Origin of the sequence: Streptomyces bauhiniae (assembly GCF_004784475.1) — a bacterium.
Classification (GTDB): Bacteria; Actinomycetota; Actinomycetes; order Streptomycetales; family Streptomycetaceae; genus Streptomyces; species Streptomyces seoulensis.
Map to the genome: position 1 here is coordinate 781,436 of NZ_SRRT01000002.1, position 24,632 is coordinate 806,067.

29 protein-coding genes are annotated in these 24,632 nt (G+C 72.4%); 15 read left to right on the forward strand and 14 right to left on the reverse strand.

Going from position 1 to position 24,632, the window contains the following annotated elements; all coding sequences use genetic code 11:
- Positions 1-15: 15 nt before the first annotated feature.
- The 6 genes from E5083_RS08805 to E5083_RS08830 form a co-directional block, all read right to left on the reverse strand.
- Positions 16-858: an SDR family oxidoreductase gene (locus E5083_RS08805; protein WP_135785024.1), complete on the reverse strand. Its 843-nt coding sequence runs from the start codon at positions 856-858 to the stop codon at positions 16-18.
- 64 nt (positions 859-922) lie between these two features.
- Complete coding sequence (locus E5083_RS08810) at positions 923-1,819, reverse strand: sucrase ferredoxin (protein WP_135785025.1); 897 nt, start codon at positions 1,817-1,819, stop codon at positions 923-925.
- A gap of 7 nt (positions 1,820-1,826) precedes the next feature.
- Complete coding sequence (locus E5083_RS08815) at positions 1,827-3,029, reverse strand: cupin domain-containing protein (RefSeq protein ID WP_135785026.1); 1,203 nt, start codon at positions 3,027-3,029, stop codon at positions 1,827-1,829.
- The gene (locus E5083_RS08820; protein WP_135785027.1) at positions 3,026-3,421 is read right to left on the reverse strand and encodes a BatC protein; all 396 of its coding nucleotides are present in this window, start codon (positions 3,419-3,421) and stop codon (positions 3,026-3,028) included. The genes E5083_RS08815 and E5083_RS08820 overlap by 4 nt, the downstream gene beginning before the upstream one ends.
- Positions 3,422-3,531: 110 nt before the next feature.
- The gene (locus E5083_RS08825) at positions 3,532-4,116 is read right to left on the reverse strand and encodes a lytic transglycosylase domain-containing protein (protein ID WP_135785028.1); all 585 of its coding nucleotides are present in this window, start codon (positions 4,114-4,116) and stop codon (positions 3,532-3,534) included.
- Positions 4,117-4,207: 91 nt separating this feature from the next.
- Positions 4,208-5,023: an SAM-dependent methyltransferase gene (locus E5083_RS08830; protein WP_135785029.1), complete on the reverse strand. Its 816-nt coding sequence runs from the start codon at positions 5,021-5,023 to the stop codon at positions 4,208-4,210.
- A gap of 26 nt (positions 5,024-5,049) precedes the next feature.
- Here E5083_RS08830 and E5083_RS08835 point away from each other — a divergent pair, with 26 nt between their 5' ends.
- Positions 5,050-6,510 carry a PP2C family protein-serine/threonine phosphatase gene (locus E5083_RS08835; protein ID WP_425276703.1) on the forward strand — a complete coding sequence of 487 codons (1,461 nt, stop codon included), beginning with the start codon at positions 5,050-5,052 and terminating at the stop codon, positions 6,508-6,510.
- Here E5083_RS08835 and E5083_RS08840 read toward each other — a convergent pair whose 3' ends face one another.
- Positions 6,511-6,951, reverse strand: a complete 441-nt coding sequence (locus tag E5083_RS08840; RefSeq protein ID WP_135785030.1) for an ATP-binding protein — start codon at positions 6,949-6,951, stop codon at positions 6,511-6,513.
- A 162-nt stretch (positions 6,952-7,113) separates the two neighbouring features.
- Here E5083_RS08840 and E5083_RS08845 point away from each other — a divergent pair, with 162 nt between their 5' ends.
- From E5083_RS08845 to E5083_RS08855, 3 genes are read left to right on the forward strand one after another with little or no spacing between them, the layout of a single operon-like run.
- On the forward strand, positions 7,114-7,992 hold the full coding sequence (locus E5083_RS08845) for a helix-turn-helix domain-containing protein (protein WP_135785031.1): 879 nt from the start codon (positions 7,114-7,116) through the stop codon (positions 7,990-7,992).
- On the forward strand, positions 7,989-8,246 hold the full coding sequence (locus E5083_RS08850) for a DUF397 domain-containing protein (RefSeq protein WP_031181346.1): 258 nt from the start codon (positions 7,989-7,991) through the stop codon (positions 8,244-8,246). The genes E5083_RS08845 and E5083_RS08850 overlap by 4 nt, the downstream gene beginning before the upstream one ends.
- A 35-nt stretch (positions 8,247-8,281) precedes the next feature.
- Positions 8,282-9,088 carry an SAM-dependent methyltransferase gene (locus E5083_RS08855; RefSeq protein ID WP_135785032.1) on the forward strand — a complete coding sequence of 269 codons (807 nt, stop codon included), beginning with the start codon at positions 8,282-8,284 and terminating at the stop codon, positions 9,086-9,088.
- A gap of 79 nt (positions 9,089-9,167) precedes the next feature.
- Here the strand turns inward: E5083_RS08855 and proP are convergent, their stop codons facing one another.
- On the reverse strand, positions 9,168-10,664 hold the full coding sequence (gene proP / locus E5083_RS08860; protein ID WP_135785033.1) for a glycine betaine/L-proline transporter ProP: 1,497 nt from the start codon (positions 10,662-10,664) through the stop codon (positions 9,168-9,170).
- Positions 10,665-10,852: 188 nt separating this feature from the next.
- Here proP and E5083_RS08865 point away from each other — a divergent pair, with 188 nt between their 5' ends.
- A complete protein-coding gene (locus E5083_RS08865; protein ID WP_135785034.1) occupies positions 10,853-12,373 on the forward strand; it encodes an MFS transporter in 1,521 nt (506 codons plus the stop codon).
- Between the two features lie 10 nt (positions 12,374-12,383).
- On the opposite strand, the gene E5083_RS08870 is transcribed toward E5083_RS08865, so the two are convergent.
- The 4 genes from E5083_RS08870 to E5083_RS08885 all read right to left on the reverse strand — a co-directional run bounded on the left by E5083_RS08870 (position 12,384) and on the right by E5083_RS08885 (position 16,996).
- Positions 12,384-13,499, reverse strand: a complete 1,116-nt coding sequence (locus E5083_RS08870; protein WP_135785035.1) for an amidinotransferase — start codon at positions 13,497-13,499, stop codon at positions 12,384-12,386.
- Positions 13,499-14,419: a non-homologous end-joining DNA ligase gene (gene ligD / locus E5083_RS08875; RefSeq protein WP_135785036.1), complete on the reverse strand. Its 921-nt coding sequence runs from the start codon at positions 14,417-14,419 to the stop codon at positions 13,499-13,501. Before ligD ends, E5083_RS08870 begins: the two co-directional genes overlap by 1 nt.
- Positions 14,420-14,492: 73 nt before the next feature.
- Positions 14,493-15,530 (reverse strand): aromatic acid exporter family protein, encoded by a 1,038-nt coding sequence (locus E5083_RS08880; protein WP_244317435.1) that lies wholly within the window; start codon positions 15,528-15,530, stop codon positions 14,493-14,495.
- 167 nt (positions 15,531-15,697) lie between these two features.
- Positions 15,698-16,996, reverse strand: coding sequence for a PP2C family protein-serine/threonine phosphatase (locus E5083_RS08885; protein ID WP_135785038.1), 1,299 nt, complete (start codon positions 16,994-16,996; stop codon positions 15,698-15,700).
- Positions 16,997-17,112: 116 nt separating this feature from the next.
- Between E5083_RS08885 and E5083_RS08890 the strand changes: the two genes are divergently transcribed.
- Together E5083_RS08890 and E5083_RS08895 are read left to right on the forward strand one after the other, a co-directional pair.
- Positions 17,113-17,307 (forward strand): DUF6480 family protein, encoded by a 195-nt coding sequence (locus E5083_RS08890; protein ID WP_135785039.1) that lies wholly within the window; start codon positions 17,113-17,115, stop codon positions 17,305-17,307.
- A gap of 55 nt (positions 17,308-17,362) precedes the next feature.
- Positions 17,363-18,556, forward strand: a complete 1,194-nt coding sequence (locus tag E5083_RS08895; protein WP_135785040.1) for an epoxide hydrolase family protein — start codon at positions 17,363-17,365, stop codon at positions 18,554-18,556.
- 62 nt (positions 18,557-18,618) lie between these two features.
- On the opposite strand, the gene E5083_RS08900 is transcribed toward E5083_RS08895, so the two are convergent.
- Together E5083_RS08900 and E5083_RS31160 are read right to left on the reverse strand one after the other, a co-directional pair.
- On the reverse strand, positions 18,619-19,629 hold the full coding sequence (locus E5083_RS08900) for an SRPBCC family protein (RefSeq protein ID WP_135785041.1): 1,011 nt from the start codon (positions 19,627-19,629) through the stop codon (positions 18,619-18,621).
- A 3-nt stretch (positions 19,630-19,632) separates the two neighbouring features.
- On the reverse strand, positions 19,633-20,481 hold the full coding sequence (locus E5083_RS31160) for a histone protein (protein WP_167513495.1): 849 nt from the start codon (positions 20,479-20,481) through the stop codon (positions 19,633-19,635).
- 274 nt (positions 20,482-20,755) lie between these two features.
- On the opposite strand from E5083_RS31160, the gene E5083_RS08910 reads away from it, so the two are divergent.
- Genes E5083_RS08910 through E5083_RS08945 form a run of 8 tightly spaced genes read left to right on the forward strand, consistent with a single transcriptional unit; the run spans position 20,756 to position 24,612 of the window.
- Positions 20,756-21,106: a gas vesicle protein GvpO gene (locus E5083_RS08910; RefSeq protein ID WP_135785042.1), complete on the forward strand. Its 351-nt coding sequence runs from the start codon at positions 20,756-20,758 to the stop codon at positions 21,104-21,106.
- A gap of 24 nt (positions 21,107-21,130) precedes the next feature.
- The gene (locus E5083_RS08915) at positions 21,131-21,595 is read left to right on the forward strand and encodes a gas vesicle structural protein GvpA (RefSeq protein ID WP_208754003.1); all 465 of its coding nucleotides are present in this window, start codon (positions 21,131-21,133) and stop codon (positions 21,593-21,595) included.
- Between the two features lie 3 nt (positions 21,596-21,598).
- On the forward strand, positions 21,599-22,312 hold the full coding sequence (locus E5083_RS08920) for a GvpL/GvpF family gas vesicle protein (protein WP_135785043.1): 714 nt from the start codon (positions 21,599-21,601) through the stop codon (positions 22,310-22,312).
- A gap of 15 nt (positions 22,313-22,327) precedes the next feature.
- Complete coding sequence (locus E5083_RS08925) at positions 22,328-22,576, forward strand: gas vesicle protein GvpG (RefSeq protein WP_135785044.1); 249 nt, start codon at positions 22,328-22,330, stop codon at positions 22,574-22,576.
- 46 nt (positions 22,577-22,622) lie between these two features.
- On the forward strand, positions 22,623-23,159 hold the full coding sequence (locus E5083_RS08930) for a gas vesicle protein (RefSeq protein WP_135785045.1): 537 nt from the start codon (positions 22,623-22,625) through the stop codon (positions 23,157-23,159).
- Positions 23,152-23,958 carry a GvpL/GvpF family gas vesicle protein gene (locus tag E5083_RS08935; protein WP_135785046.1) on the forward strand — a complete coding sequence of 269 codons (807 nt, stop codon included), beginning with the start codon at positions 23,152-23,154 and terminating at the stop codon, positions 23,956-23,958. The genes E5083_RS08930 and E5083_RS08935 overlap by 8 nt, the downstream gene beginning before the upstream one ends.
- On the forward strand, positions 23,955-24,209 hold the full coding sequence (locus tag E5083_RS08940) for a gas vesicle protein (RefSeq protein ID WP_135785047.1): 255 nt from the start codon (positions 23,955-23,957) through the stop codon (positions 24,207-24,209). Before E5083_RS08935 ends, E5083_RS08940 begins: the two co-directional genes overlap by 4 nt.
- A complete protein-coding gene (locus tag E5083_RS08945; RefSeq protein ID WP_135785048.1) occupies positions 24,199-24,612 on the forward strand; it encodes a gas vesicle protein K in 414 nt (137 codons plus the stop codon). The genes E5083_RS08940 and E5083_RS08945 overlap by 11 nt, the downstream gene beginning before the upstream one ends.
- Positions 24,613-24,632: the final 20 nt, after the last annotated feature.

Consider the following 24,632-nt stretch of genomic DNA (forward strand, 5'->3'; position numbering starts at 1 on the left):
TTCACGTCACCTTTTTCACGTGGCCTCGATTTCCTCGCCGACCACCGAGTACGCCGTGTCCCGGTGCGCGTCGTGCTCCGCCAGGCGGGTCGTCAGGGAGGCGCGGATGTCGTCGTACGTGTCCGAACCGAGGGGCAGGCGGAGCGGGGCCGCGCCGGAGTCGACCAGGTCGATCATGGCCTGGGCGATCTTCTCCGGGGCGTTGGGCAGGACGAAGGTGCCGTCAGTGAGGGCCTGCCGGACCTCGCCGGCTGGGGTGTCGGCGTATTCCGGCATGGGCGGGGCGGTGTCCAGGGAGGCGCCGAAGCCGGTCGGGGTGGCGCCGGGTTCCACGATGGTGAGGGTGATGCCGAACGGGGCGATCTCCCGGGCGACCGTCTCGCAGAAGCCCTCGATGCCCCACTTGGAGGCGTGGTAGTAGCCGAAGCCGGGGTACGTGGTCTGGCCGCCGGCGGTGGAGACCTGGAGGATGCGGCCGTGGCCCTGGGCGCGCAGATGGGGCAGGGCGGCGCGGATGACGTGGATGGAGCCGAGCAGGTTGGTGTCGATCACCCGCCGGATCTGTTCCTCGGTGGCCTCCTCCACGGAGGCGAAGACGCCGTACCCCGCGTTGTTGACGATCACGTCGATCTCGCCCAGGTCCGCGAAGGCGTCGGCGACGACCCGCTCGGTCTCGGCGGTGTCGGTGACGTCGAGGCGGGCGGTCCAGAGCCGGTCGCCGTACTCGGCGCGCAGGTCGTCCAGGGCCTCGGGGCGGCGCAGGGTGGCCGCCACCCGGTCCCCGCGTGCGAGCAGCCGCTCGGTGAGGAGGCGGCCGAAGCCGGACGAGGTGCCCGTGATGAACCAGGTGCTGGTCATGGTGTTCCTTCCGGTGAAGTCCCTTGACGACGCTAGGACTTCGCGTGGACTTCAAGGCAAGCGGTCAGGCCGAGTGGATGGACCGCACCTCATAGGCGACCGCCGGGCTCGGTACCGGGCCCCGGCAGGTGAGCCGGTAGGGGGCCGTGCGGTGGGCGTGCACCTCGATGTCGAACGCGGTCGGGTGCGGCGCGTGGAGTTCGACGCGGACGCGCCAGTCGTCGCCGTCGCGCGCGGTGCCGGTGACCGTGTAGTCGTGCCGCCCGGCCGGGCCGAAGCGGGCGAGCAGCGCGGCGACGGCGACCTGCTGGGGCGGGGCCAGGTCGGTGTACCCGCGCAGGAAGTCGGGGTGGATGCGCCCGGCGAGGTGCTCCTCGACCACGCCCACGGCCGAGGCGGGGTCGAGGAGGCCGTAGTACGTCCCGTCGGGGACGACGACCACGTTGGCGGCGAACCGGTCCCCGCCCACGTGGGTGCACTCCCAGACGAGGTTGGGCCACCGCTCGCTGAGCGCCCGCGCCACGGGCCGGCCGCGTACCGCGCAGCAGATGTCGTGCTGCCCGTGCACACAGACCAGGACGACCGGCGGCTCGTCGAGATGACCCGGCGACCGGAGGGCCTCGGCGATCTCCACGAGGTCCTGGTCGCTGCTCCAGGTGCCCCAGCGCTGGCGGTAGGCGCCCGACCGCTCGTAGTGCAGTACGGCCCAGCGGCCGGGCCCCTCGGGTCTGGGACGGACGAGCCGCCTGATGAGGAAGATGCGGGCGCGTACGGCGTGGGCGGCGGCCCAGACGTGGGCCTTGACGACCGGGTCCAGGTCGATGCCGTCGTAGCCGTTGGTCGGCCAGGCGCCCCGGTACTCGATCAGCACCCAGACCGTGCCGCGCGGCGCGGTGCCCGCGAGGGAGTCGCCGCGTATCCGGGCGGCGTCGGCGCAGAAGAACCGGTCGGTGGTGGTCACCGGGCCGCTACTGTCCGCCCGGCAGCAGCACGCCCGCGCGGAGCAGCCGTCCGGCGAGGGGGAGCCCGAGGTCACCGGCCGTACGGACCTCGCCGTCCAGCAGGCGGGTCACGGCGGGCAGGTCGGCCGCGGGGAGGTCGAGCCAGCCGACGCGGGTCATCAGCCGGGCCCCCTCCAGCCGGGCCTCCAGGGCGTCGCGCAGGCGTACGGGCGACTCGGGGGCGAGGGCGTCGACGGCGGCGAGCTGGGCCAGCGGGCCGAGCGGCGCCGGACGGCCCTGGCCGCGCCGGGTGCGGTGGAACAGCGGGGCGGGGTCGGCGTCGGCGACGGCCGCGGTGAGGCGGGCGCGGACGCCGTCGAGCACCTCGGCCGTGGCGTCGGCGCCGAGCGGCAGCGTGGCACGGGTCCAGGGGTCCTCGCGGAGCGCGGCGAGGGCGGCTTCGGCGAGCTGTTCGGCCAGCGCGTACCGGGTCCAGACGTGGACGCCGAGGGTCAGATGGACGGAGACCTCGCCCTTGGCGCGGGCGGCGTGCAGCCAGCCGCGCGGCAGATAGAGGACGTCGCCGGGCTCCAGCACGGTGTCGATGTACGCGGGCCCCTCCGCCGCCTCGGCGACGGCGGCCCGGTGGTCGGTCCACGGCTGGTCCCGGAGGGGGTCGCGGTGGACGGGCTCGTGGACGAGCCAGCGCTTGCTGCCCTGGATCTGGATCACGAACACGTCGTGGACGTCGTAGTGGTCGTTGAAGCCCTGGTTCTGCGGCGGGGTGATGTAGGCGTTGGCCTGCACCGGGTGCCCCAGCTCGGCGCCCAGCGCGGCGCACAGTTCCCCGACCGGCGCCCAGGTGCGCTGGAGGGCCTGGAGGACGAGGGTGGCGCCGTCGGCGAACAGCCGCCACAGCTTGGTGTCGTCGAGCTGGTCGGCGATGGTGGCGCCGACTCCGCCGGGCGAGGTGTAGGACGACTCGGGGAGCACGGTGCCGTTCTTGGCGACGCGGAGGAAGGGCGTGCGCAGGCCCCGGCGCGCGAGGAGTTCGTCCACCGCGCCGGCGTCGAGCACGTCGGAGAAGTCGCTCGCGTGCCGGGTGAGCAGCGCGGTGCGCGACCAGACGTCCCGTGCGAAGACGTCGGGGGCGAGGCCGGTCAGACGGCGCTCCAGAATCCCGGCACCCGTGGGGGTGCCGGGATCAGGGGAGTCGGCCGGGCCGCTCAAGCGCCGCCGTCCGCGCCACCGTCGTGTACACCGGGCTGACCGGCGGCACCACCGTCGGCCGGACCCTCGGCACCGTCGTCGGCGCCACCGTCCGCGCCGCCGTCGTGGACACCGGGGACACCGGCCGCGCCCCCGTCGGCGGGACCCTCGGCGCCCTCGTCCGCGCTCCCGTCGGCTCCGCCGTCGTGGACACCGGGAACACCGGCCGCGCCGCCGTCCGCCGGACCCTCGGCACTGCCGTCCGCGCCACCGTCGTGCACGCCGGGAACGCCCGCCGCACCGCCGTCCGCAGGACCTTCGGCGCTGCCGTCCGCACCGCCGTCGTGCACACCGGGCTCGCCGGCCGCCCCGCCGTCCGCGGGGCCCTCGTGCTGGTGATCGGAAGTAGCCACAGTTCCTCCTCGCCGTCGCCGTGGTGGACCCTCCGGCGGCGCGCAGCGTGCCGGTGGGCCCCTCCGACTACCGTCACCCAGAAACCGGCCGTCTGCATCCGGTGGGCGGCTCAGCCGGCCAGCGCGTCCGGGTCGCCCGGCCGGCCGCCCTCGGCCAGCGCGTCGGCGGCCCGGCCCCGGTACTCCCGGTAGCGCCGCAGGTACGACCGCGCCATGGGCCCCGGCGGGACGCCCCGCGCGAAGGCCCGCATGTTCCGTTCGCCCGCGTTGTAGCCGAGGGCGAGCAGCTCGTCGCGGGTGTAGCGGCGCACGTCGGTACGCGGGAGGGCCCGGTCGAGGTCCCTGAGGTGCAGGGCGGCGACGCGGACGGCGAACGCGGGATCGTCCCGCAGGTCTTCCCAGCGCCCCGACAGACCGTACGCGCGCCGGACCGACTCGAAGGCCGCCCGGTGCATGTTGGCCACACCGAAGGACGCGCCGGGCTTCCACCACTGCCAGAGGCGCTCCAGGAGCGGGTGGTGCGGTTTGTACGCCTCGTTGTGCAGCACGGTCATCAGCAGCACCGGCGACACCCCGGCCGTCTCGGCGCTGCGGGCCACGGTCCCGGCGTAGTCGGCGGGGTCGTAGCCGCCGGGCAGCAGGGGCGGGGTGGGGGCGCGGCCGGGATCGTGCGCCTGCGTCGGTCTTCTGTCCATGAGCACGGCCTTTCCCCTGCCACCAGCCGGACGGCGGAACGCCCGCCGCCCTTCTGGCCACCAAGTGCCCGTGCGCCCCGGCCTCAATCCCCTACCTCGGGGTGGTCCGCCCGACCCCCGCGTACACCCAGTACTCGGTCGGGTTGTCCGGCAGGGCCTCCGCCGGGTCGGGGCGCCACAGCGGGACGTGGACCAGGCCGGGCTCGGCGAGGTCGAAGCCGTCGAAGAGGCCGAGGATCTCCTCGTACGAGCGGGCGGTCACCGGAGAGGTGGCGCGGGACCGGTAGAGCTGCCCGACGGCGGCGGCGGTGTCGGGGCGGTCCTGGTTGGTCGCGTGGGACATCGCCAGCCAGCTCCCCTCGGGCAGCGCGTCCCGGAAGGCGCCGACGAGGGCGCGCGGGTCCTCCTCCGGGGTGATGAAGTGCAGGATCGTGATCATCAGTACGGCGACGGGCTGCTCGAAGTCGATCAGCTTACGGAGCTGCGGCGACTGCAGGATGTCGGCGGGCCTGCGGATGTCGCCGTCGACGATGTCCGCGTACGGGTTGTCCGCGAGCAGGGACGCGCTGTGCGCCACGGCGACCGGATCGTTGTCGACGTACACCACGCGGGCGTCCGGGTCGGCCGCCTGGGCCACCTCGTGGACGTTGCCCTGGGTGGGGATGCCGGAGCCGAGGTCGATGAACTGCCGTACCCCGGAGTCGATCAGGAAGCGCACGGCCCGGCCGAGGAAGTCCCGGTTGGCCCGTGCGAGCGTACGCACCTGGGGGTCGATGGCGGTGAAGGCGGCCACCGCCTCCCGGTCGATGGCGAAGTTGTGCTGTCCGCCCAGCATCGCGTCGTACATCCGGGCGACGCTCGCCTTGTCGGGCTCTGACCCGGAACCTGCCACCGCGCTGTCGGACATCGCAACTTCCTTCCCTCGCATGCGACTTGACGACGCATCATATAGTTGCCCGGAACGACGAGCGACGCCCCGCCCCGCCTCCCACGGCCCGGCGCGCGGTCGGTCGCCCTCACCCCCGGAAAGGCACGACTCTGCGGAACGACCCGCGCAGCCGCATCGACGAACCGCCCGCCGCCCGGACCTCGCCGCGCCGGCCGCTCCTGACCCCCGCCGCCGACGCGATCGGCTCGGCGCTCGATCTCGCCCTGACCGGCGCCCAGTTCACCCACGCGCTGGCCCCCGCCTTCGCCGACGCGGCCTCGGTGTACCTGCTGGAGCGGTGGCGCCGGGGGGAGAACGCGGGCGTGGCGCCGGACCCGCCGCGCATCGAGGCGCACCGGCTGGCGCTGCGGGTGGGGGCGGACGCGCGCGAGGACTGGGAGAAGCTGCTGCCGGTCGGCGAGGTGATCGTCTTCCCCCGCGAGACGCCGTACGCCCGCGCGTTGTCCTCGGGGCAGGCGCAGTTGCTGGACTCGGTGGACCCGCACACCTCGGCGCGGCTGCGCGCCTCCGGCAACGGGGACGCGCGGATGGACGAGTTGCTACGGACGGCGTCCTTCCTGGTGGTGCCGCTGCGGGTGCGGGGGGCCGCGATCGGCTTCGTCGCGTGCACGCGGGGTCCGCACCGGGAGCCGTTCGGGTCCACCGAGGTGGCGGCCGTGGAGGCGCTGGCGGCGCGGGCCTCGGTCGCCCTGGACAACGCCCGCCGCTACGAGCACGAGCGGCGCACCACGCTGGCCATCCGCGGCAGCCTGCCCTCGGGCACGCTGCAGCGCTTCGAGGGGTGCCGGGTGAGCCACGGCTCGCTGCCCGCCGGGGAGGACACGGTGATAGGCGGCGACTGGTACGACGTGCTGCGGCGGCCGGACGGGCGGGTCAGCCTGATCGTGGGCGACGCGATGGGCCACGGCCCGGAGTCCGCCGTCGCCATGCTCCAACTCCGCACGGCGGTACGGGCGTTCGCCGGGTTCGACATACCGGCGGTGGATCTGGTGCGCCGGCTCGACGCACTGGCCTGTGACACGCCCGGTGCTTCCTTCGCCACCTGTGTGTACGCCGAGTGGTCGCCGGCGGAGCGCACCTGCACCGTGGTGAGCGCGGGCCATCCGCCCCCGCTGCTGCGCGGCCCGGACGGGAAGACGGCTCCGATCCCCCTGACGGAGCCCGGCCTGCCCTTGGGACTCGGCACCGGCCACTACGAGGCGACCGTGTTCAACGTCCCGGAGCCCGCCCTGCTGGTGCTGTACAGCGACGGTCTGGTGGAGTCCCGCGAGGCCGACATAGACCACCAGATAGCCCGCCTGGCCGACTCCCTGGACGCGGCCGCTCCCGAACTGGGCGCCGATCTGCCCGCGCTGTGCGAGCACCTGCTGCACGCGCCCTCGGGCACGAGCGGCACGGACGACCGGACCCTGTTACTGGCCCAACTCACGCCCGCCGAAGGCTGATCAGGGACTCAAGGTCGCCCAGACCGCGTTGCCGCTGGTGAGCCGGGAGCGGTCGACGCCCCAGGAGTCGGCGAGCTGCTCGACGAGCACCAGGCCCCGGCCGCCCTCGTCGTCGGGGCCGGGTTCGCGCCGGGTGAGGCCCTGGCCGGAGTAGTCGTGGTCGTGCACCTCGATACGCAGGCGGCCGGGGGCGATGAGCCCGATGCCGCAGAGGATGCGCACGCTGGAGGTGTGCAGGACGGCGTTGGTGGCCAGCTCCGAGACGAGCAGCACGGCGTCCGCGCGCAGGTCTCCCGGCAGCGGCCAGCCGGTCAGCCGGTCCCGCATGGAGCGGCGGGCGATCCGGACGCTGGAATGGTGCGATCGCAAAGTGATCCAGTGCGTCTGGTCCGGGTCCGCGACGTCTAACAGGTCCGGTGACGAGGTCGTGGTGGGGGTCACGATGATTGCCTTCCGTGAGGCGGTCACTCAAGTAACTATGCTCGCAACCGAGTTCAGGCTGCAACCGACTCCCTGATAATTACAGAGAGCCGCTATCCGTCTGGTTGATTCACCAACTCCCTGTCACACTCTTACGAGTGACAGCCCATCAGGAGGTAGGGCGTGAGTGAAGGCCGTTCGAGCGCGGGCAGTGGCGCCAGTGCGCCCACCGTGCTGCGCATGGTCCTGGGCCGCAGGCTGCAGGAGCGGCGCCAGGAGGCGGGCGTCTCGCTGGAGGACGCGGCGCGGGCGCTCAGGGTCACGGCCCTGACCATCCGCCGGCTGGAGAAGGCGGAGGTGGCGCTCAAGCCCCTCTATGTGGAGAAGCTGCTGGAGACGTACGGCGCGGACCGGCAGGAGCGGGAGGAGTTCGTCGCCTTCGCCGACCGGGCCAACGAGCCCGGCTGGTGGCACGCCTACCGTGACGTGGTGCCGGGCTGGTTCAGCGCGTACGTGAGCCTGGAGACGGGCGCGAAGACCCTGCGCACCTACGAGCCGCACTATGTGACGGGCCTGCTCCAGACCCCCGCGTACGCGCGCGCCGTCCTCGCCGGCGGCTTCCCGAACGAGGGCGACGAGGACCTGGCGCGCCGGGTGGACCTGCGGCTGCGCCGCAGCGCCCTGCTGGAGCGCGCCGACTCGCCGACGCTGTGGGTCGTGATGGAGGAGGCCGTGCTGCACCGGGTGGTGGGCGGGCCCGAGGTGATGCGGGAGCAGATCGACCGGCTGCTGGAGTTCTCCGAGCTGCCGCACGTCAGCGTCGATGTGGTGCCGTTCGCCGCCGGGGCCCATGTGGGGGCGTGCGCGCCGTTCACGTACTTCCGGTTCGAGGAGCCGGAGCTGCCGGACATCGTCTACAGCGAGATCCTCTCCGGCGCGATGTACCTGGACCAGCGCTCCGACGTCGTCGCCCATCTGGAGGCGCACAACCGCATGTCCCTGCTGTCCTCCGACGCGCAGAGCAGGGCACTCCTGAACCGCATGCGCAAGGAGTACTCATGACCACCATCGACGGCCGCGGCCACGCCTACAACGGGATGCCCGCCTCCGACCTCGGCGAGCAGGGCTGGGAGTCGCCGTGGAGCGGCCCCAACGGCGGCCAGTGCGTACAGACCAAGCAGCTCGCCGACGGCCGGGTGGCGCTGCGCCAGTCGACCGACCCCGCCGGACCCGCGCTGATCTACACCCCGGAGGAGATCACCGCGTTCGTCGCGGGGGTCAAGCGGGGCCTCGCCGACCATCTGACCAACGGCTGACTTCTCCCCCCACGCACACACCGAAAAGGGACAGGATGACCAACTCACACGCGGCGCGGGACATCGACACCAGCAGGCCCCACTCCGCCCGGATGTACGACTACTACCTGGGCGGCAAGGACCACTTCGAGATAGACAAGCACGCCGCCGAGGCGGTGGCCTCCGCCTATCCCGGCATCTTCGTGTGCGCCCGCGAGAACCGCGCCTTCATGCACCGCGCCACCCGCGTCCTCGCCCGCGAGCACGGCATCCGGCAGTGGCTGGACATCGGCACCGGCATCCCCACCGAGCCGAACCTGCACCAGGTCGCCCAGTCCGTGGTGGCCGACGCGCGGGTGGTGTACGCCGACAACGACCCGCTGGTCCTCAAGTACGCCGAGCGCCTGATGCGCAGCACCGCCGAGGGGCGCACCGCGTACATCGAGGCGGACGTCAACGACCCGCAGTCGCTGCTGGACGCCCCCGAGCTGACCGACGTGCTGGACATGAGGCAGCCCGTCGCGCTCTCCCTGAACGCCCTGATGCACTTCGTGCCGGACGACCGGGACCCGTACGGCATCGTCAGCCGGCTGCTGGACGTGCTCCCGTCGGGCAGCGCGCTGGCCCTGAGCCACTGCACGCCCGACTTCGACGCGCCGACCTGGCAGAAGGTCACCGACATCTACCACGGTGCCGGCACGCCGGTGCAGTTCCGCTCCCGCGCGGACGTGGCGCGCTTCTTCGACGGGCTGGAGCTGCTGGAGCCCGGCGTCGAGGTCGGCCACCGCTGGCGTCCGGACACCGAGCCGACCGCCACGGACGCGGAGGTCAGCCTGTGGACCGCGGTGGGCATCAAGCCGTAGGCGCCTCGGCCGCAGACGACGGAACGCCCCCGTGCCGCGATGGCTGGGGGCGTTCCGTCGTACGGGGGTCCGGCGCGGGTCAGAACTTGGGCGCCGGGACCTGGGCCTGGACGATCTCCGCGGCCTCCTGCTCCGTCTCCACGGCCGGGGGCGAGCCCGCGAGCGGCTTGTTGGCCGTCTCCTTCATGCACAGCACCGCGATCACACCGACGACCGCGGCCGCGGTGGCGTAGTAGGCCGGCATGAGGTTGGTGTGGAAGACGCTGATCAGGTAGGTGATCACCAGCGGGGTCGTGCCGCCGAAGATGGAGGTGGCGAGGTTGTAGGCCACCGACAGGGAGCCGTAGCGCACCTGGGTCGGGAAGATCGCCGGGAGCGCCGCCGACATCGTGCCGAGCATCGCCACCAGGGAGAGGCCCATCATCAGCAGGCCCACCGTGATGAGGACGACGCTGCCCTGGCGGATGAGCAGGAAGGCCGGCACGGAGAGGAAGACGAACCCGAGCATCCCGGTCATCAGCAGCGGCTTGCGGCCGAAGCGGTCGGAGAGCCGGCCGACCTGGTTGATGACGCACATCTGGAGCACCATCACGAGCAGCAGGATCAGCAGCCCGTGGTTGGTGGGGTAGCCCAGCTCGTCCGACAGATAGGTCGGCATGTACGACAGCAGCATGTAGTCGGTGATGTTGTACGCCGCGACGAGCGCGAGGCACAGCACCAGCGGCCGCCAGTACCGGGTGAAGATCTTGCCGAGGTCGGCGGTGGCCGAGGTCTCCACGGCGTCGGCGGCCTCGGTCGCCCGGACGTTGCCGCCCTCCAGCTTCTGGAAGGCGGGGGTCTCGTCCAGCTTGAGCCGCAGGTAGAGGCCGATGAAGCCGAGCGGCGCGGCGACCAGGAACGGGATGCGCCAGCCCCAGTGCAGCATCTGGTCCTCGCTGAACACGGTGCTCAGGATGACGACCAGGCCGGAGGCGCCGACGTATCCGGCGAGCGTGCCGAACTCCAGGAAGCTGCCGAAGAACCCGCGCCGCTTGTCCGGGGCGTACTCCGCGATGAAGGTGGAGGCGCCGCCGTACTCGCCGCCGGTCGAGAAGCCCTGGATCAGCCGGAAGAGGATCAGCAGGGCCGGGGCCCACAGGCCGATGGCGGCGTGCGAGGGGATCAGACCGATGGCGAAGGTGCCCACCGCCATCATGATCATGGTCATGGACAGGACGCGCTTACGGCCGATCTTGTCGCCGAGCGGACCGAAGACCATGCCGCCGAGCGGGCGCACCAGGAAGGCGACGGCGAAGGTGGCGAACGAGCTGAGCAACTGCACCGTGTCGTTCCCCGAGGGGAAGAACACCTTGCCGAGGGTGGCGGCGAGGTAGCTGTAGATGCCGAAGTCGTACCACTCCATGGCGTTGCCGAGCGCGGCCGCCTTGGTGGCACGCTTCACGGCGGCCTGGTCCGTCACGGTGATGTCGCTGCGGCGCAGCTTGGGGTTGCGCCGCCGCTCGATCGCGCGGAAGAGCACACGGTGGCGTCTGACCGCGCCGGGGTTCACCGGATCTTCGTTGTCGAGGGCCGCCATGGGTGTTCCTTTCGCCGTACACGTTTTCAAGCAGAACACCTGCGCAGTCAGCGCGCGCTCAAACGATCCTCTTCACTGGGCGTCCGCGCCGCTACCGAGGGTGATCAAAGAGGGGCCGTACGAGTGCTGGGCGGCCCGCGGGGGAACTCGGATGCCCGGTGTGTTCGTCCCCGGTGAGAGGAGCCCTGGTGACTGCGTCGGCATCGACGGCGGGCGGCGGGCGGCCGTCCGCACCCGAGGACGGGTACGAGCCGGACCCCCGCCGGTGGCGGGCCCTGTGGGTGACCCTGGTCGCCGGTTTCATGAGCCTGCTGGACGTGACGATCGTCGCGGTCGCGCTCCCCACCATCCAGCGGGACCTGCACGCCACCCCGGCCGAGGTGCAGTGGGTGGTCTCCGGGTACGCCCTGACCTTCGCCCTCGCCCTGGTCACCGCCGGGCGGCTGGGCGACGCGCTGGACCGGCGGCGGATCTTCCTGCTGGCGCTCAGCGGATTCGTGATCTTCAGCGCGGCGTGCGGCGCGGCACCGGACATCACACTCCTGGTGCTGGCCCGGCTCTGCCAGGGGCTGGCGGCGGGGTTCATGGCGCCGCAGAACTCGGCCCTGATCCAGCAGATGTTCCGGGGCGCCGAGCGCGGCCGGGCCTTCGGCTTCTTCGGCGCGACCGTGGGCATCTCCTCCGCGATCGGCCCGATCACCGGCGGCACCATCCTCGCCCTGGCCTCCGGCGAGCAGGGCTGGCGGTGGATCTTCTACGTCAACGTCCCGATCGGGCTCCTCGCGGTCCTGCTGGGCCGCCGGCTGCTGCCCCGTATCGAGCGCAAGGGGCGCGGGAGCGTGGACGTGCCGGGCATCCTGCTGCTGGGCACCGGGGTGCTGGCGCTGATGTATCCGCTGGTCCAGGCGGACTCGGGCGGGCTCGCGCGGCTGTGGTGGCTGTTCCCGGTCGCGGGGGTGCTGCTGGTCGCCTTCGTGTGGTGGCAGCGGCGCCTGGTCGCCCGGGAGAAGCAGCCGCTGCTCGATCCGCGGCTGTTCAGCACGGTGCGCGGCTACGCGGTCGGCGCCGGGGTGGGCACGCTGTACTTCGTCGGGTTCAGCGGGGTGTGGCTGGTGTTCGCGCTGTTCTACCAGCACGGGCTCGGCTACTCCCCGCTCAAGTCGGGCCTCGCCGTGACGGCCTTCGCCATCGGGTCGGCGAGCGCGGCCGTGCTCGCGGGGCGGCTGGTGGAGCGGTTCGGCCGGGTGCTGACGGTGTGCGGGCTGGTGGGGGTGATCGTGGGCCTCGGCGGCACCGCGCTGCTGCTGCGCCTCGCGCCGCTCGACATCGCGCCCTGGGTGGCCGCGCCGGTGCTGTTCATCGGCGGGATCGGCTCCGGCTTCGTGGTGTCCCCCAACATCACCATGACCCTGCGCGACGTCCCGGTGCGCATGGCGGGCGCGGCCGGCGGCGCCCTCCAGACCGGCCAGCGGCTCGGTGCCGCGGTGGGTACGGCCGCGCTGCCCGGCCTGTTCTACGTGGTGCTCGGCAGCACCCACGGCGACTACCGCACCGCCCTGGTGACAGCCCTGATCGCCGCGCTGATCGGCATGGCCGCCTCGCTGGCACTCGCCGCCTTCGACTGGCGCCGCGACCGGCCGGGCCGGCGGGCCCACCGCAAGTGCCCGGACGAGGTGGCCAACAGCCCGGTGCACGCCCGGCACACCTGAGCCGCCGCCCTCAGGGGAAGTAGGACTGCGCCACGCCCCGGCGCCGGACGTCGAGGGTGGCGCAGTGGAAGGAGCCGCCGAAGGGCGCGTAGTGCAGCAGGTCGCAGGGGATGGTCTCGAACCCCCACCGCTCCAGGGCGCGCACCATGCCGGTGTGGTGGCGCTCGACGATCACCCGCTTCTCGTCGAGCATCAGCACGTTCATGCTGAGCCACTTGCCGCACATCGAGGTGACCTTGAGCAGGGGGTCGTGGATCGGGTCGGGTTCCGGCGCGACCAGCACGTCCCAGGACTTCAGCACGTCGGGCAGCCGGTCGACGTCGATGTACTCCGGGTTGACCATCACCTTGCCCGGCGCGAGCAGCACGAGGGTGGTGTCGATGTGCATGGGCGTACGGCAGCGGCTCTCGATCTCGTGGACCCGGTACCGGGGCCCGAGGTGCCGGCGCAGCCACTCGATCCCCATGGCGTTGGTGACGTTGCTGCGGGTCACGAAGAGGTCGTACCCGGCGCGTACGAAGTCCGCCGCGTCGAAGACCGGCTCGAACTCGGTGAGGACGTACCGCATCGGCTCGTCCGGGCCCGGCACCCGGAAGTCCCGTTCGTACAGCTCGTCGGTGAGCTGGGGTTTCGGGGCCGCGGTCCAGCGGGCGCCGCGCCGGAAGTAATCCTTGAGGAGGGCGCGGTAGGAGTGGGTCTCGAAGTACCGGCAGGGCCAGGCCATCGGCGTCTCGATGATCTCGTCGCCGACGACGAGCAGGCTGTCGCGGGGGCAGGTGTTGCAGAAGCCCCTGGCGGACCAGTCGGGGGTGGCGAAGGGGCGCCGGTGCTCGACCGCGTCCGGGCGGGTCACCGTGACGCCGAGGGAGCCCAGCAGGCCGGCGAACTCGTCCAGCTCGCGCTGCGCCCGGCGGATCAGCGTGCGCGGGTATCTTCGCCCGGCCGCGAGCCCCTGGAGTCTGGCGGCCCAGCGGGGCACGTTGCAGGACACCACGGCGTGCTTGGACGGGATCGTGGCGCCTTCGAGACGCCCGACGACGATCTCCTCCAGCGGGTCCCACTCGTTGTGCGAGTTCACCGGGGAGACGAGGGAGTCGGGGGCGGCCGTGGTCGAGGGTGTCTGCATCACACGATCTCCTCAAGCCGGCGCCGGGCCGGGTCCAGGGCGTGGCCGCGCAGGGCGGGCCAGGGGTGGGTGCGGGCCTGGTCGACGGCGTCGGCGATGGTCCAGCGGCGGGGGCCGAGGTCCGGGTCGTCGATCTGGTCCCAGGCGAGCGGGGTGGCGACGGGGGCGCCGGGGCGGGCGCGCACGCCGTAGGGGGCCACGGCGGTCTGGGCGTAGCCGTTGCGCTGCACGTCGAGGTAGAGGCGGTCGCCGCGGTCCCGTTTGCGGGCGGCGGTGGTCAGCCGGTCGGGGTGCCGGGCGACGAGCAGGTCGGCCACGTCACGGGCGAAGCCGCGCACCGCGTCGAAGTCCTGCCTCGGCAGCAGCGGAACGGTGACGTGCAGGCCGCGCGAGCCGGTGGTCATCAGCACCGAGGGCAGCTTCAGCTCCTGAAGCACCTCGCCGAGCCAGTGGGCCGCCTCGCGCACCCGCCCGAAGTCGTCGGCGCCCTCGGCCGGGTCGAGGTCGAAGACCAGCAGGTCGGGCTCGTCCGGGTGGTCCACGCGGGACAGCCAGCGGTGCGGGGTCAGACATGCCTGGTCGGCGAGGTAGAGCAGGGTGGCGGCGCTGTCGCACACGGTGTGGCAGACCGTGCCGCCCTCCTTGGGCACCTCGGCCCGCGTGATCCACTCCGGGTAGTACTCCGGGGTGTTCTTCTGCATGAACCGGGGCCCGTCGATCCCGTCGGGATACCGCTCCAGCATCAGCGGCCGCCCGCGCAGCCCCGGCAGCATGAAGGGCGCCATCTCGCGGTAGTACGCCACGAGATCCGCCTTGGTGTACGCCGGGTGGTCGCCGTCGGCCGGGAAGAGCACCTTCTCCGGCCGGTGCAGCTCGACGGTGCGGCGCCCCGCGCGCACCGTGTGGTCCTCGGCGGTCATGCGTCGCCCTCCCTGGCCGAAGTCGCCCCTCGCGTCCCGCCGAGTACCCGGAGGACGGCTGCCCGTAACCGGGTCAGTCGGCGGAGAGGACCATCTGGCGGGCCAGCCGGTGGGCCTGGGCGAGCAGGGCGCCGTAGACGGCGATTCCGGAGGGGTCGTCGCTGCTGGAGCGGACCAGGTCCTGGCGCAGGGTGCCGAGCGTCTCGCGCATGTCCCGCACCGCCTCACGCAGGCCGTCCTCGCTCGCGGGTCCGAAGCGGCTGTTGCTGTACAGGCGCAGGGCGTGGGCGGTCAGGCTGAGGTAGCGGGCGTAGTGCCGGGCCAGGCTCGGTTCCAGCCGGGTGGTCTCGTCGTCGTCGGAGACGGTCTCCAGCACGGTGCGGGTGACGCCCGCGGTGTGCACGGCCGCGTACTCCAGCACGGTGACCGCGTCGTCGTAGCCCCGGCCGGCCCCCGGTACGGTCTTGGGCCGGTGGCGGAGGTTGATGCGCAGGCTCTCCCGGTTCCAGCCGACGGCGGCCTTGGCCTGCTCGACCAGCGGGTAGAGCCGTACGGCGCGGTCGTGCCAGCCCTTCACGTCGTCGGGGTCGAGGCGGCCGTCGGCGAGGCCCTCGGCGACCTGCTGAAGGATGTCATGGGTCTCGTCGGCCGCGTCCTGGAGCAGGGCGCGGGCGTCGCGCAGGTAGACGGGCGGCCGGATCAGGGCGTTGACGGCGAGGCCGACCAGCGCGCCGAACAGCGCCTCGCCGAGCCGGGCGGCGGAGGTGACGACGGAGACGGGTCCGGCGGTCAGGGTGAACAGGGCGCCGGTGGCCGCGTAGATGCCCTGGCTGCCGAGCCGGTGCCACTGGCCGAGCAGCAGCACCAGCGGGAGGACGACGGCCATCGCGGCCTCGGTGTGCGGGAGCAGCAGCCCTACGACGGTGGCCACGACGGTGCCCACCGCGATCGCCGCGAGCTGCTGGAGGCCATGGGTGAGGGAGCGGTAGACGGTGGACTCGACCAGCACCACCGCCACCCAGGGGGCGACGAACGCCACCGGCGCCTGAAGCCACCAGCCCGCCACCGCCCAGGCCACCCAGGCGGCCAGCGCGGCCTTGAGCACCTGCACGACGAGGTCGCGGTCACGGCTCGGCCCCGACCAGGCCCGTCGCGCGGCGGCCCCCGCCGCGGAGAGGTCCGCCGTAAGTCCTTGCCATGCTGCATGTATCCCTCGCACACAGGGCGGGTGCCACGCGGACCCCCCTGTCATGCCCGCCTCCTTCGTCCCGGCCCGCGTCAGAGGGGGGAGGCGGGCAGGCGCAGGGCGATCAGGGCCACGTCGTCCTCGGCGTCCGGGGCGAGGCCGGTGAGCAGTTCCTCGCACATCACGTCCAGGTCCTGGTCGACCAGGGTGGCCGCGTGCTGGCGCAGCCGGATGAGGCCGTGGTCGAGGGACTCGCCCCGGCGTTCGACCAGGCCGTCGGTGTAGAGCAGCAGGGTGCTCGCGGGCGGCAGCGGGGTACTGGCGCCGGCCCGCTCCGCCTCGGGGGCCACACCGAGCACGATGCCGCGCGCGGCGTCCAGGTACGTGGTGTCCCCGGCCGGGGTGACCAGCAGCGGTGGCAAGTGCCCGGCGGACGCCCAGTTCAGCCGGTACCGGCCGGCCCCGTCGTCCTTGAGCAGGGCGTAGACGCAGGTGGCGGTCTGGTGCGGGTAGAGAACGGCCATCGCCAGGTCCAGCCGGTGCAGGATGCGGCCGGGCGGCTCCTGGCGGTCGCAGGCGATGCCGCGCAGCATGTTGCGGATCTGGCTCATGGCCACCGCCGCCTGGAGGTCATGGCCGGTGACGTCGCCGATGATCAGTGAGATGTCGCCCTGGGGCAGTACGAAGCTGTCGTACCAGTCGCCGCCCACCTGCGCGGACGAGGCGGCGGGGACGTAGCGGGCGGCGATGCGCAGGCCGTCGATGACGGGCAGCCGGGGCAGCAGCGAGCGCTGCATGCGCTCGGCGATGGTCTGCACCTCGGCGTGCAGCCGGGCGTTGTCCACGGCGAGCGCCACCCGGTGCGCCAGCCCCTCCACCAGCGCCAGGTCCGCCTCCCCGAACGGGGTCCGGCCGGGCTCGCGGACCAGGGTCAGCGCGCCGAGCACCCGGCGCCGGGCGCGCAGCGGCGCGACGATGCCCGAGGCGCCCTCCAGCCGCCGGAACAGCTCGCTGTTCAGCGCGTGCAGCGGGTCGGGGATCTCCCGGTCCGGCGCGAACTGCTCGGCGGACAGCAGCAGCGCGCCCGCCCCGCGCAGCACCCGTGACCACGGGTCGTCGGAGTCCTCCCCCACGCCGGGCAGCACACCGGTCGTGCCGACCATCGGGGCGCCGGGCTCCCGGCGGGTGACGCAGACGCGCTCCAGCCGGCCCGCCTCGTCCATCAGGTCGCCCACGCTCCAGTCGGCCAGCGCGGGCACGAGCACCCGGCACACCCGGCTGACCCCCTCCGCCGCGTCGAGCGTGCTCGCCAGTACGCCGGCGGTCTGGTCCAGCAGGGTGAGCCGGTCCAGTGCGTCCCGCAACGCGGGGTCCACGTCGAAGCCGTCCATGCAGGGCACGTACCCGGCCCGCCCGGCCGGAACAACGGGCGGCGCCCGGCGAGAGCCGTTCGGCCCATGGGTACTCGGCGGGTGTCACGGCCCGGCCCAGGAGAGGAGTGGCCGTCATGACCAGCCCCGACCCGGAGCGCCCCCGGGTACCGCCCAACGAGACCCCACCCGCCGAGGGCAGCACCTCGGCCGGCATCTCCCACGCCGAGCCGCGCCGGGCCTGGGGGCCGGTACCGCTCACCCTGATCATGCTGGTGGTGGCCCTGGTCGCGGTCGGCCTGCTGGCCATGGCGATAGCACTGATGATCTAGGACCCGCCGGAAATGATCTCGCCCGAGTCGATCAGGGCGCCTAAGGTGCGCCGACATGACCACCGCACCGGACCCCGGTATCCGCCCCTTCCGCATCGACGTCCCGGAGAGCGAGCTGGCCGACCTGCGCCACCGCCTCGACCGCACCCGCTGGCCGGACGAACTGCCGGGGGTGGGCTGGGACTACGGCGTGCCGCGCGACTATCTGCGCGAGCTGGCGGAGTACTGGCGGCACACGTACGACTGGCGGGCGGCGGAGGCCCGGCTGAACGAGTGGCCGCAGTTCAAGACGGTGATCGACGGCGCGGACCTCCACTTCGCGCACATCCGCTCCCCCGAGCCGGACGCCACCCCGCTGATCGTCACGCACGGCTGGCCCGGCTCCTTCGCCGAGTTCGAGCGGATCGTGGGCCCGCTGACCGACCCCCGCGCACACGGCGGCGATCCGGCCGACGCCTTCCATCTGGTGCTGCCGAGCATCCCCGGCTTCGGTTTCTCCGGCCCGACCCGCGAGCCCAACTGGGAGCACCGCAGGACGGCGGCCGCCTTCGCGGAGCTGATGGACCGCCTGGGCTACGAGCGGTACGGCACCCAGGGCGGCGACTGGGGCGCGGCCGTCTCCCGCGAGCTGGGCCGCATCCGCCCCGAGCACGTCATCGGCGTCCATCTGAACCTGATCCCGGGCGCCGGTGCGACCGCCGAGCCGACCGGCGAGGAACTCGCCGCGCTGAGCCCGGCCGAACGCGCCCGCACCCTCGCCTCCTGGGAGCGGATGAAGGAGTGGAGCCGCGAGCAGCAGGGCTACGCCGACATCCAGTCCACCCGCCCGCAGACCCTCTCCTACGCCCTCACCGACTCCCCCGTGGGCCAACTGGCCTGGATCGCGGAGAAGTTCAAGGAGTGGACGGACTCGGCGGACCGCCCCGAGGACGCCGTCGACCGCGACCATCTGCTGACCGACGTGATGCTGTACTGGCTGACCGGTACGGCGGGTTCGTCCGCGCGCATCTACTACGAGCGTGCCCACACGGGCCGTTGGGGCCAACCGCCCGAGCCGTCCCGTACGCCGACCGCGTTCGCCGCGTTCCCGCGCGAGAACTTCATCGCGCTGCGGCACCTCGCGGAGCGGCACGACAACATCGTGCGCTGGACGGAGTTCGAGCGGGGCGGGCACTTCGCGGCGATGGAGCAGCCGGAGCTGCTGGTGGGTGATGTCCGGGCGTTCTTCCGGGAGTTGGACGGGCGCTGATCATGCTCGCCGGGCGCGGCCGCCGTGGCGGGGGCGGCCGCGCCCGGTGAGCGGTACGGGAGTCACCTCTCTTCCTCGTCCTCCTCGTCCTCTTCCTCTTCGTCCCCTTCGTCCCCTTCGTCCTCGTATTCGCCTTCTTCGTCGGGGGCTTCGTCGTCCTCTTCCTCGTCGTCGTACTCGTCCTCGTACTCCTCCTCGTCGCCCTCGCCTTCTTCGCCCTCTTCTCCTTCTTCCTGCTGCTCCTCCTCCACGACCTCCTCGTGGGTGCGGACGACCTCGCCGTCGCGGATCTCGCCGCGCCAGCCCTCCACGTCCGGGTCGGCGAAGCTGACGTAGCGCTGGAAGTTCTTGAAGTCCAGGCGCAGTCGGCGGCCCTGGGCGCGCCAGATGTTGCCGGTCTTCTCGAAGAAGCCGGCCGGGGAGTACACGACGACGAGCACGATGCGGGTCAGGCTGGGGGCGATCTCGTGGAAGGTCACACAGCCGCTCGTGGTGCCCTTGGCGCCCTCGGAGGTCCAGACGATCCGGTCGTCCGGGATCTGGGTCTGCGTGGTCGCCTTGTAACTGCGCTTGGACGGGCCGACCTTCAGCTTCCAGTCGCTGGTGACCTCGTCGCCCTGGGAGACGCTCTGCACGCCCTTGGTGAAGCCGCTGAACTCGTCGTACTGGGTCCAGTGGTTGTAGGCGTCGCGAAGCGGTACGCCGATGTCCAGCACCTCGATGATGTTGGTCACCTTGGCCTGGCCGGACTTGCCCTTGCTCTTGCCGAACAAGCTCTTGGCCCCCTCGACCACCTTGTCCTTGACGTCCCCGGCCTTCTGGGACACGAGTGCCTTCAGCGGTGACTCGCCCTTGAGGATGCGGCTGCCGACGCCGGTGAGGAAGCCACCGCCGTTCTCGGCCGAGTCGAGGAGCTGCTGGGTGAGGTCGGTGAGCCGCTCGCCCGTCTTCTCCACCAGGTGTTCCGCCTGGGCGCCGAGGAAGTCGACGAGTTCCTCGCGCAGCGCTTCGAGGCCGGAGCCCGCCTGCTCCTTGGCGTCACCCTTGTCGGTGTCGGTCTTGGTGTCTGCCATGGCCTACCTCCGGCGCCCGGTGCTCTTCTTGGCCGCCTGCTTCTTGGCCGGGGCCTTCTTCGCGGGAGCCTTCTTCACCGCCTGCTTCTTCGCGGGCGCGGACTTCTTGGCGGGGGCCTTCTTGGCGGCCTGCTTCTTGGCCGGCGGGGCGGACTTCTTCGCCGGGGCCTTCTTGGCGGGAGCCTTCTTCGCGGCCTGCTTCTTGGCGGGCGCGGACTTCTTGGCGGGCTCCTTCTTCGGAGCGGGCCTGCGGCGGGCCGGCTTCTCGGGCTCCGGCTCCTCCTCGTCCTCGGGCTCCTCCTCGGGTTCCTCCTCCTCTTCTTCTTCCTCCTCGAAGTCCTCCTCCTCGTCCTCGGGCCCCTCGTCACCCTCGGACTCCTCCGACTCCTCGGCCTCGAAGTCCTCTTCCTCCTCGGGCTCCTCGGCCTCGTCCTCGTACTCCTCGCCCTCTTCCTCGCCGTTCTCGCCGTTCTCTTCGTCCTCCTCGGGCTCTTCGGACTCCTCCGAGTCCTCGGCCTCCTCCGGCTTCTCCTCCTTCTGCTGGCCGATGCGCTGGGTGCGCTCGCGGAGGGACTCCGCGAGGTCGCCGAGGCGGCGGTCGGCGGCGGAGGTCAGCGCCTTGCGGCCCGCGTTCAGCAGTTCGCCGCGCACCTGCTCGTTGAGTTCCTTGACGCCCGGCACCTCGCCGAGCTTGCCCAGGCCCTCACCCAGGAGCGCCTGGGGGTTGAGGCCGGTACGGCGACCGGCGAGGTAGGTCGCCAGCCCGAAGGCGAGGCGGCCCTTCTTCGTACGTCCGAGCACATAGCCGCCCGCGACTGCGGCGGCGAGAGCGACCTTGGTCGTGTCATCCATGAACCGGTTCCCTTCGGAAAGGGTCAGGAAAGAAACGGGGTTTCCGGCCGGCACCCCGACCCGGCCCGCTGTCGGTGAAGAAGGGATCGCACACACCGCGCCGCGCGACAGGGCCCTGCGGGGAGAGCCCGCGCACGCTGTCCCGGCGGCCCTCGGGAGCCGGCCGACGCTGCTGCGACTTATAACCCTATATGCTGAAATTGTATGTTCATGCGTGGAATCTGGCGCCCGCTCCGGTCTCACCGGAGAGACGGCTTCGACCACCGGAGAGACCATGGCCGCAAGCGAAGAGCCCGCCAAGCGGCGGACCGGCAGCAGTCGGGCCACCGGCCGGCGACCGGCCGGTGAGCCGCGCCACCGCCCGTCCAAGGGCCCTGCCTGGGCGATGCGGACCGCGGCCGAGCAGCTCACGGAGCTGATCGGCCGGGCCCCGGATTCCGTCTCGGCGCTGAAACCGACGAACGACGGTTGGGAGGCCGACGTAGAGGTGCTCGAACTGGAGCGAGTGCCCGACACGACCAGCGTGATGGCGACCTACCGCGTCTCCCTCGACAAGGAGGGCGACCTCGTGGCCTACGAGCGCACGCGCCGCTACACCCGAGGGCAGATCGACCGGCGCGGCTGAGGCCCGCCGGTGAAGGGAGGCACCATGACCGTGGTGCCGCAAGGCGGAGGCAATGTCACCCGCGGCGGTGGCAGCGGCAGCCTCTACGACGTCTTGGAACTCATCCTGGACCGCGGCCTGGTGATCGACATCTTCGTCCGCGTGTCCCTGGTGGGCATCGAGATACTGAAGATCGACGCCCGAGTCGTCGTCGCCAGCGTGGACACGTATCTGCGCTTCGCTGAGGCGTGCAACCGGCTGGATCTGGAGGCCGGGCGCAAGGCTCCGGCCCAGCTCACCGACATCGTGGGCGACACCGTGGAGAGCGGCGCCAAGGGCAAGTCCAAGGGCGCGTTGAGCGGGGCCGCCGAGGCGGTCACCGACTCGCTCAAGGCGGTCACCGGTGGTGACAGTGACGACGAGGACGAAGAAGAGGAGCGGGAGCCCGCGCGGAAGCGGCGGCCGGCCAAGCGCGCCTCCAAGCGGACCTCGACCCGTGAGAGGGAATGAGCGATGGGCGTCTACGTCTACTCCGTCACCGACAAACAGCACCCGCTGCGCCTCGACGGCCTGCGCGGCGTCGGCGAATCCCCCGGCCCGCTGCGGGCGGTGACCGCCGGGTCGCTGTGCGCGGTGGTCAGCGACGCGCCCGAGGACCTGCGCCCCAAGCGGCGGGACGTCGGCGCGCACCAGGAGGTGCAGGAGCGGCTCATGGCCGACGGCACCGTACTGCCCCTGCGGTTCGGCCTGGTGGCGGCGAGCGACGACGAGGTGCGGTCGGCGCTGGAGGAGCGGGCCGAGGAGTACACCGACCGCCTCCTGGAGCTGGCCGGCTGCACCGAGTACCACCTGAAGGTGGCGCAGGACGAGGACTCCCTGCTGCGCCAGATCCTCGCCGAGTCGGCCCCGGCCCGGCAGCTCAACGACGACATCCGGGGCGGTACGGCCGACCCGTCGGCGGCGATGCGGCTCGGTGAGCTGGTGGCCCAGGAGGTGCAGGCCCGTCAGGAGGCGCTGGCCGCCGGGGTGGTCGAGGCGCTGCGTCCCTTCGCGCGTGACGTGGACTCCTCGCAGCCGACCGGGTCGGACTTCCTCAGCGTGTCCTTCCTGGTGGCCGACGATCAGGAAGAGGCTTTCCTCACCACGGAGTTGAGCGTCGCCCATCAGCTCGGCGAGGGGCTCGACTTCCGGTTGAACGGCCCGCTCCCGCCGTACAGCTTCGTCTGAGAACCGAGGGGTTCCATGGGCCTGTTCACCCAGATCCTCACCCTCCCGCTGGCGCCGGTGCGCGGCGTCGGCTGGGTGGTGGAGCGCGTCCTGGAGGCGGCCGAGGACGAGTACTACGACCCCGCTCCCATCCAGGCCGAACTCGCCGCGCTGGAGAAGCGATTGCTCGCCGGGGAGATCGACGAGGAGACGTTCGACCGGCGTGAGGACGAACTGCTCGACCGGCTGGAGGAGATACGCAACTTCCGCGGACAGCAGTCCTGATCCGGCACTGTCCTGATCCGGCACTAGGGAACACGAGGCCACCATCGTGAGTGAACCACTGGGCAACCGGCTCGGTCCGACCCCCTCGCGGGCGGCGCAGCCCTACGGGCAGGGCTCGTCCGCCAACCTCGCCGACATCCTCGAACGCGTCCTGGACAAGGGCATCGTGATCGCGGGCGACATTCAGATCAACCTGCTCGACATCGAACTGCTGACCATCAAACTCCGGCTGCTCGTCGCCTCCGTCGACAAGGCGAAGGAGATGGGCATCGACTGGTGGGAGCACGACCCCTCACTCTCCTCGCGCGCTCGGGGCGACGAGCACTCGCTGGCCGAGGAGAACCGCCGCCTGCGGGCCGAACTCGCCGCGCTCAGAGAGCCGGAGGAGCTTCTCGAGGCCGAACCGGAGCTGCTCGACGAGGAGGAGGAAGACGAGGCGGAAGCCGAGCCCGAGGAGGAAGTGGAAGAGGCCGAGTGGGAGGAAGAGGAGCCCGAGGAAGAGGCCGAGGAGGAGGAACCGGAGCCCGAACCCGAGCCCGCCCCGCGCCCCGCCCGCCGCCGGAAGCGGAGCCGCGATGAGTGACCTCATGACGTACGTCTACGGCGTGACCCGCGCCGACGACGCCCTGGCGGAGCGGCTGACCGCGCTGGAGGGCGTGGTCGGCGCCCCTGTCCATCTGGTCCCCGACGGCAACGGCCTGGCCCTGGTGGCGAGTTCGGTGCCGGCGGAGGACTTCCGGGAGGAGGTGCTGCGCCGTCGGCTGGAGGATTTGGACTGGCTGAGCGCGGTGGCCCGCGCCCACCACGGGGTAGTGGAGGCGGTCGCCGCGTACACCACCGTGCTGCCGCTGCGGCTGGCCACCGTGTATCTGGACGACACCCGGGCGCGCGAAGTGCTGGACCAGGGGCGCGAGTTGTTCACGGACCGGCTGGCGCGGCTGTCGGGGCACGTCGAGTGGGGCGTGAAGGTCTACGTGGACCCCTCGGCCGCGCCCACGCCCCCTCCCGCCCCCGCCGACGCGCAGTTGAGCCCCGGACGCTCGTACCTGCGCGGCCGCCGGCAGCAGCAGCGCCATCGGGACACCGCCCACCAGGCGGCCCAGCGGGCGGCGGAGGGCATCGAGGCGGCGGGGCGCGCGTACGCCAGCGAGCGGGCCCGGCACCGGGTGCAGCAGGGGGCGCTCGCCGAGGCGGCGGGCGAGAACGTGGTCAACGACGCGTATCTGGTGCCGCTGGAGCAGGGCGAGGCGTTCCAGGCCGAAGTGCGGCGGGCGGCAGACGGGTTGGCGGGCGTACGGGTCGAGATCACCGGGCCGTGGGCGCCGTACTCGTTCGCCATGGGACCCGAGGAGACCGGCGAGGCGGCGGGGGCCGGGCCGTGACCACGCCCGAACGCCGGGCCGCGACCGAGCCGTTGGCGCAGCGGCAGGTCGCGCTCATCGACCTGCTGGACCGCCTGCTGAGCGGCGGGGTGGTCCTCACCGGCGACGTGGTGCTCTCCATCGCCGGCATCGACCTAGTACGGGTCTCGCTGCGGGCGCTGATCGTGTCCATCAGCTCGGAGGTGCCGTCACCGTTCGCGGAGCCGAGGCGGATCGAGGGGCGGGGCGAGGAGCAGGGCGATGACGGCTGACGAGGAGCGCGGCGGCGGGCCGGACCGGCGCCGGGCGGAGGTCGCGGCGGCGGCCGAGCGGGCGTTCCGGCTGCTGCCCGCGGCCCCCGGCGACCTGCCCGCCTCCGACGGGCGGGCGTCCGCACCGGCGCGCCGGATCACCGCCGATCCGGACACGGTGGAGCGGGATTTGATGAAACTGGTCCTCACCCTGGTCGAGCTGCTGCGTCAGCTCATGGAGCGGCAGGCCCTCAACCGGGTCGACGAGGGCGACCTGACCGAGGAGGAGGAAGAGCGCCTCGGCGCGACGCTCATGCTCCTGCACGACCGGATGACCGGGCTGTGCGCGCGGTACGGGCTGACGATGGACGATCTCAACCTGGACCTGGGGCCGCTGGGCACACTGCTGCCGCCCCCGGAGTGAGGGCGGCAGCGGCGGCGGAC

What these genes read in the sequence shown, in the direction of transcription:
- E5083_RS08805 (WP_135785024.1), bottom strand. Translation starts at nt 858, where the DNA reads ATGACCAGCACCTGGTTCATCACGGGCACCTCGTCCGGCTTCGGCCGC.
- E5083_RS08825 (WP_135785028.1), bottom strand. Translation starts at nt 4,116, where the DNA reads ATGGACAGAAGACCGACGCAGGCGCACGATCCCGGCCGCGCCCCCACC.
- E5083_RS08830 (WP_135785029.1), bottom strand. Translation starts at nt 5,023, where the DNA reads ATGTCCGACAGCGCGGTGGCAGGTTCCGGGTCAGAGCCCGACAAGGCG.
- E5083_RS08850 (WP_031181346.1), top strand. Translation starts at nt 7,989, where the DNA reads ATGACCACCATCGACGGCCGCGGCCACGCCTACAACGGGATGCCCGCC.
- E5083_RS08855 (WP_135785032.1), top strand. Translation starts at nt 8,282, where the DNA reads ATGACCAACTCACACGCGGCGCGGGACATCGACACCAGCAGGCCCCAC.
- proP (WP_135785033.1), bottom strand. Translation starts at nt 10,664, where the DNA reads ATGGCGGCCCTCGACAACGAAGATCCGGTGAACCCCGGCGCGGTCAGA.
- E5083_RS08870 (WP_135785035.1), bottom strand. Translation starts at nt 13,499, where the DNA reads ATGCAGACACCCTCGACCACGGCCGCCCCCGACTCCCTCGTCTCCCCG.
- ligD (WP_135785036.1), bottom strand. Translation starts at nt 14,419, where the DNA reads ATGACCGCCGAGGACCACACGGTGCGCGCGGGGCGCCGCACCGTCGAG.
- E5083_RS08885 (WP_135785038.1), bottom strand. Translation starts at nt 16,996, where the DNA reads ATGGACGGCTTCGACGTGGACCCCGCGTTGCGGGACGCACTGGACCGG.
- E5083_RS08890 (WP_135785039.1), top strand. Translation starts at nt 17,113, where the DNA reads ATGACCAGCCCCGACCCGGAGCGCCCCCGGGTACCGCCCAACGAGACC.
- E5083_RS08895 (WP_135785040.1), top strand. Translation starts at nt 17,363, where the DNA reads ATGACCACCGCACCGGACCCCGGTATCCGCCCCTTCCGCATCGACGTC.
- E5083_RS08900 (WP_135785041.1), bottom strand. Translation starts at nt 19,629, where the DNA reads ATGGCAGACACCAAGACCGACACCGACAAGGGTGACGCCAAGGAGCAG.
- E5083_RS31160 (WP_167513495.1), bottom strand. Translation starts at nt 20,481, where the DNA reads ATGGATGACACGACCAAGGTCGCTCTCGCCGCCGCAGTCGCGGGCGGC.
- E5083_RS08910 (WP_135785042.1), top strand. Translation starts at nt 20,756, where the DNA reads ATGGCCGCAAGCGAAGAGCCCGCCAAGCGGCGGACCGGCAGCAGTCGG.
- E5083_RS08915 (WP_208754003.1), top strand. Translation starts at nt 21,131, where the DNA reads ATGACCGTGGTGCCGCAAGGCGGAGGCAATGTCACCCGCGGCGGTGGC.
- E5083_RS08920 (WP_135785043.1), top strand. Translation starts at nt 21,599, where the DNA reads ATGGGCGTCTACGTCTACTCCGTCACCGACAAACAGCACCCGCTGCGC.
- E5083_RS08925 (WP_135785044.1), top strand. Translation starts at nt 22,328, where the DNA reads ATGGGCCTGTTCACCCAGATCCTCACCCTCCCGCTGGCGCCGGTGCGC.
- E5083_RS08935 (WP_135785046.1), top strand. Translation starts at nt 23,152, where the DNA reads ATGAGTGACCTCATGACGTACGTCTACGGCGTGACCCGCGCCGACGAC.
- E5083_RS08945 (WP_135785048.1), top strand. Translation starts at nt 24,199, where the DNA reads ATGACGGCTGACGAGGAGCGCGGCGGCGGGCCGGACCGGCGCCGGGCG.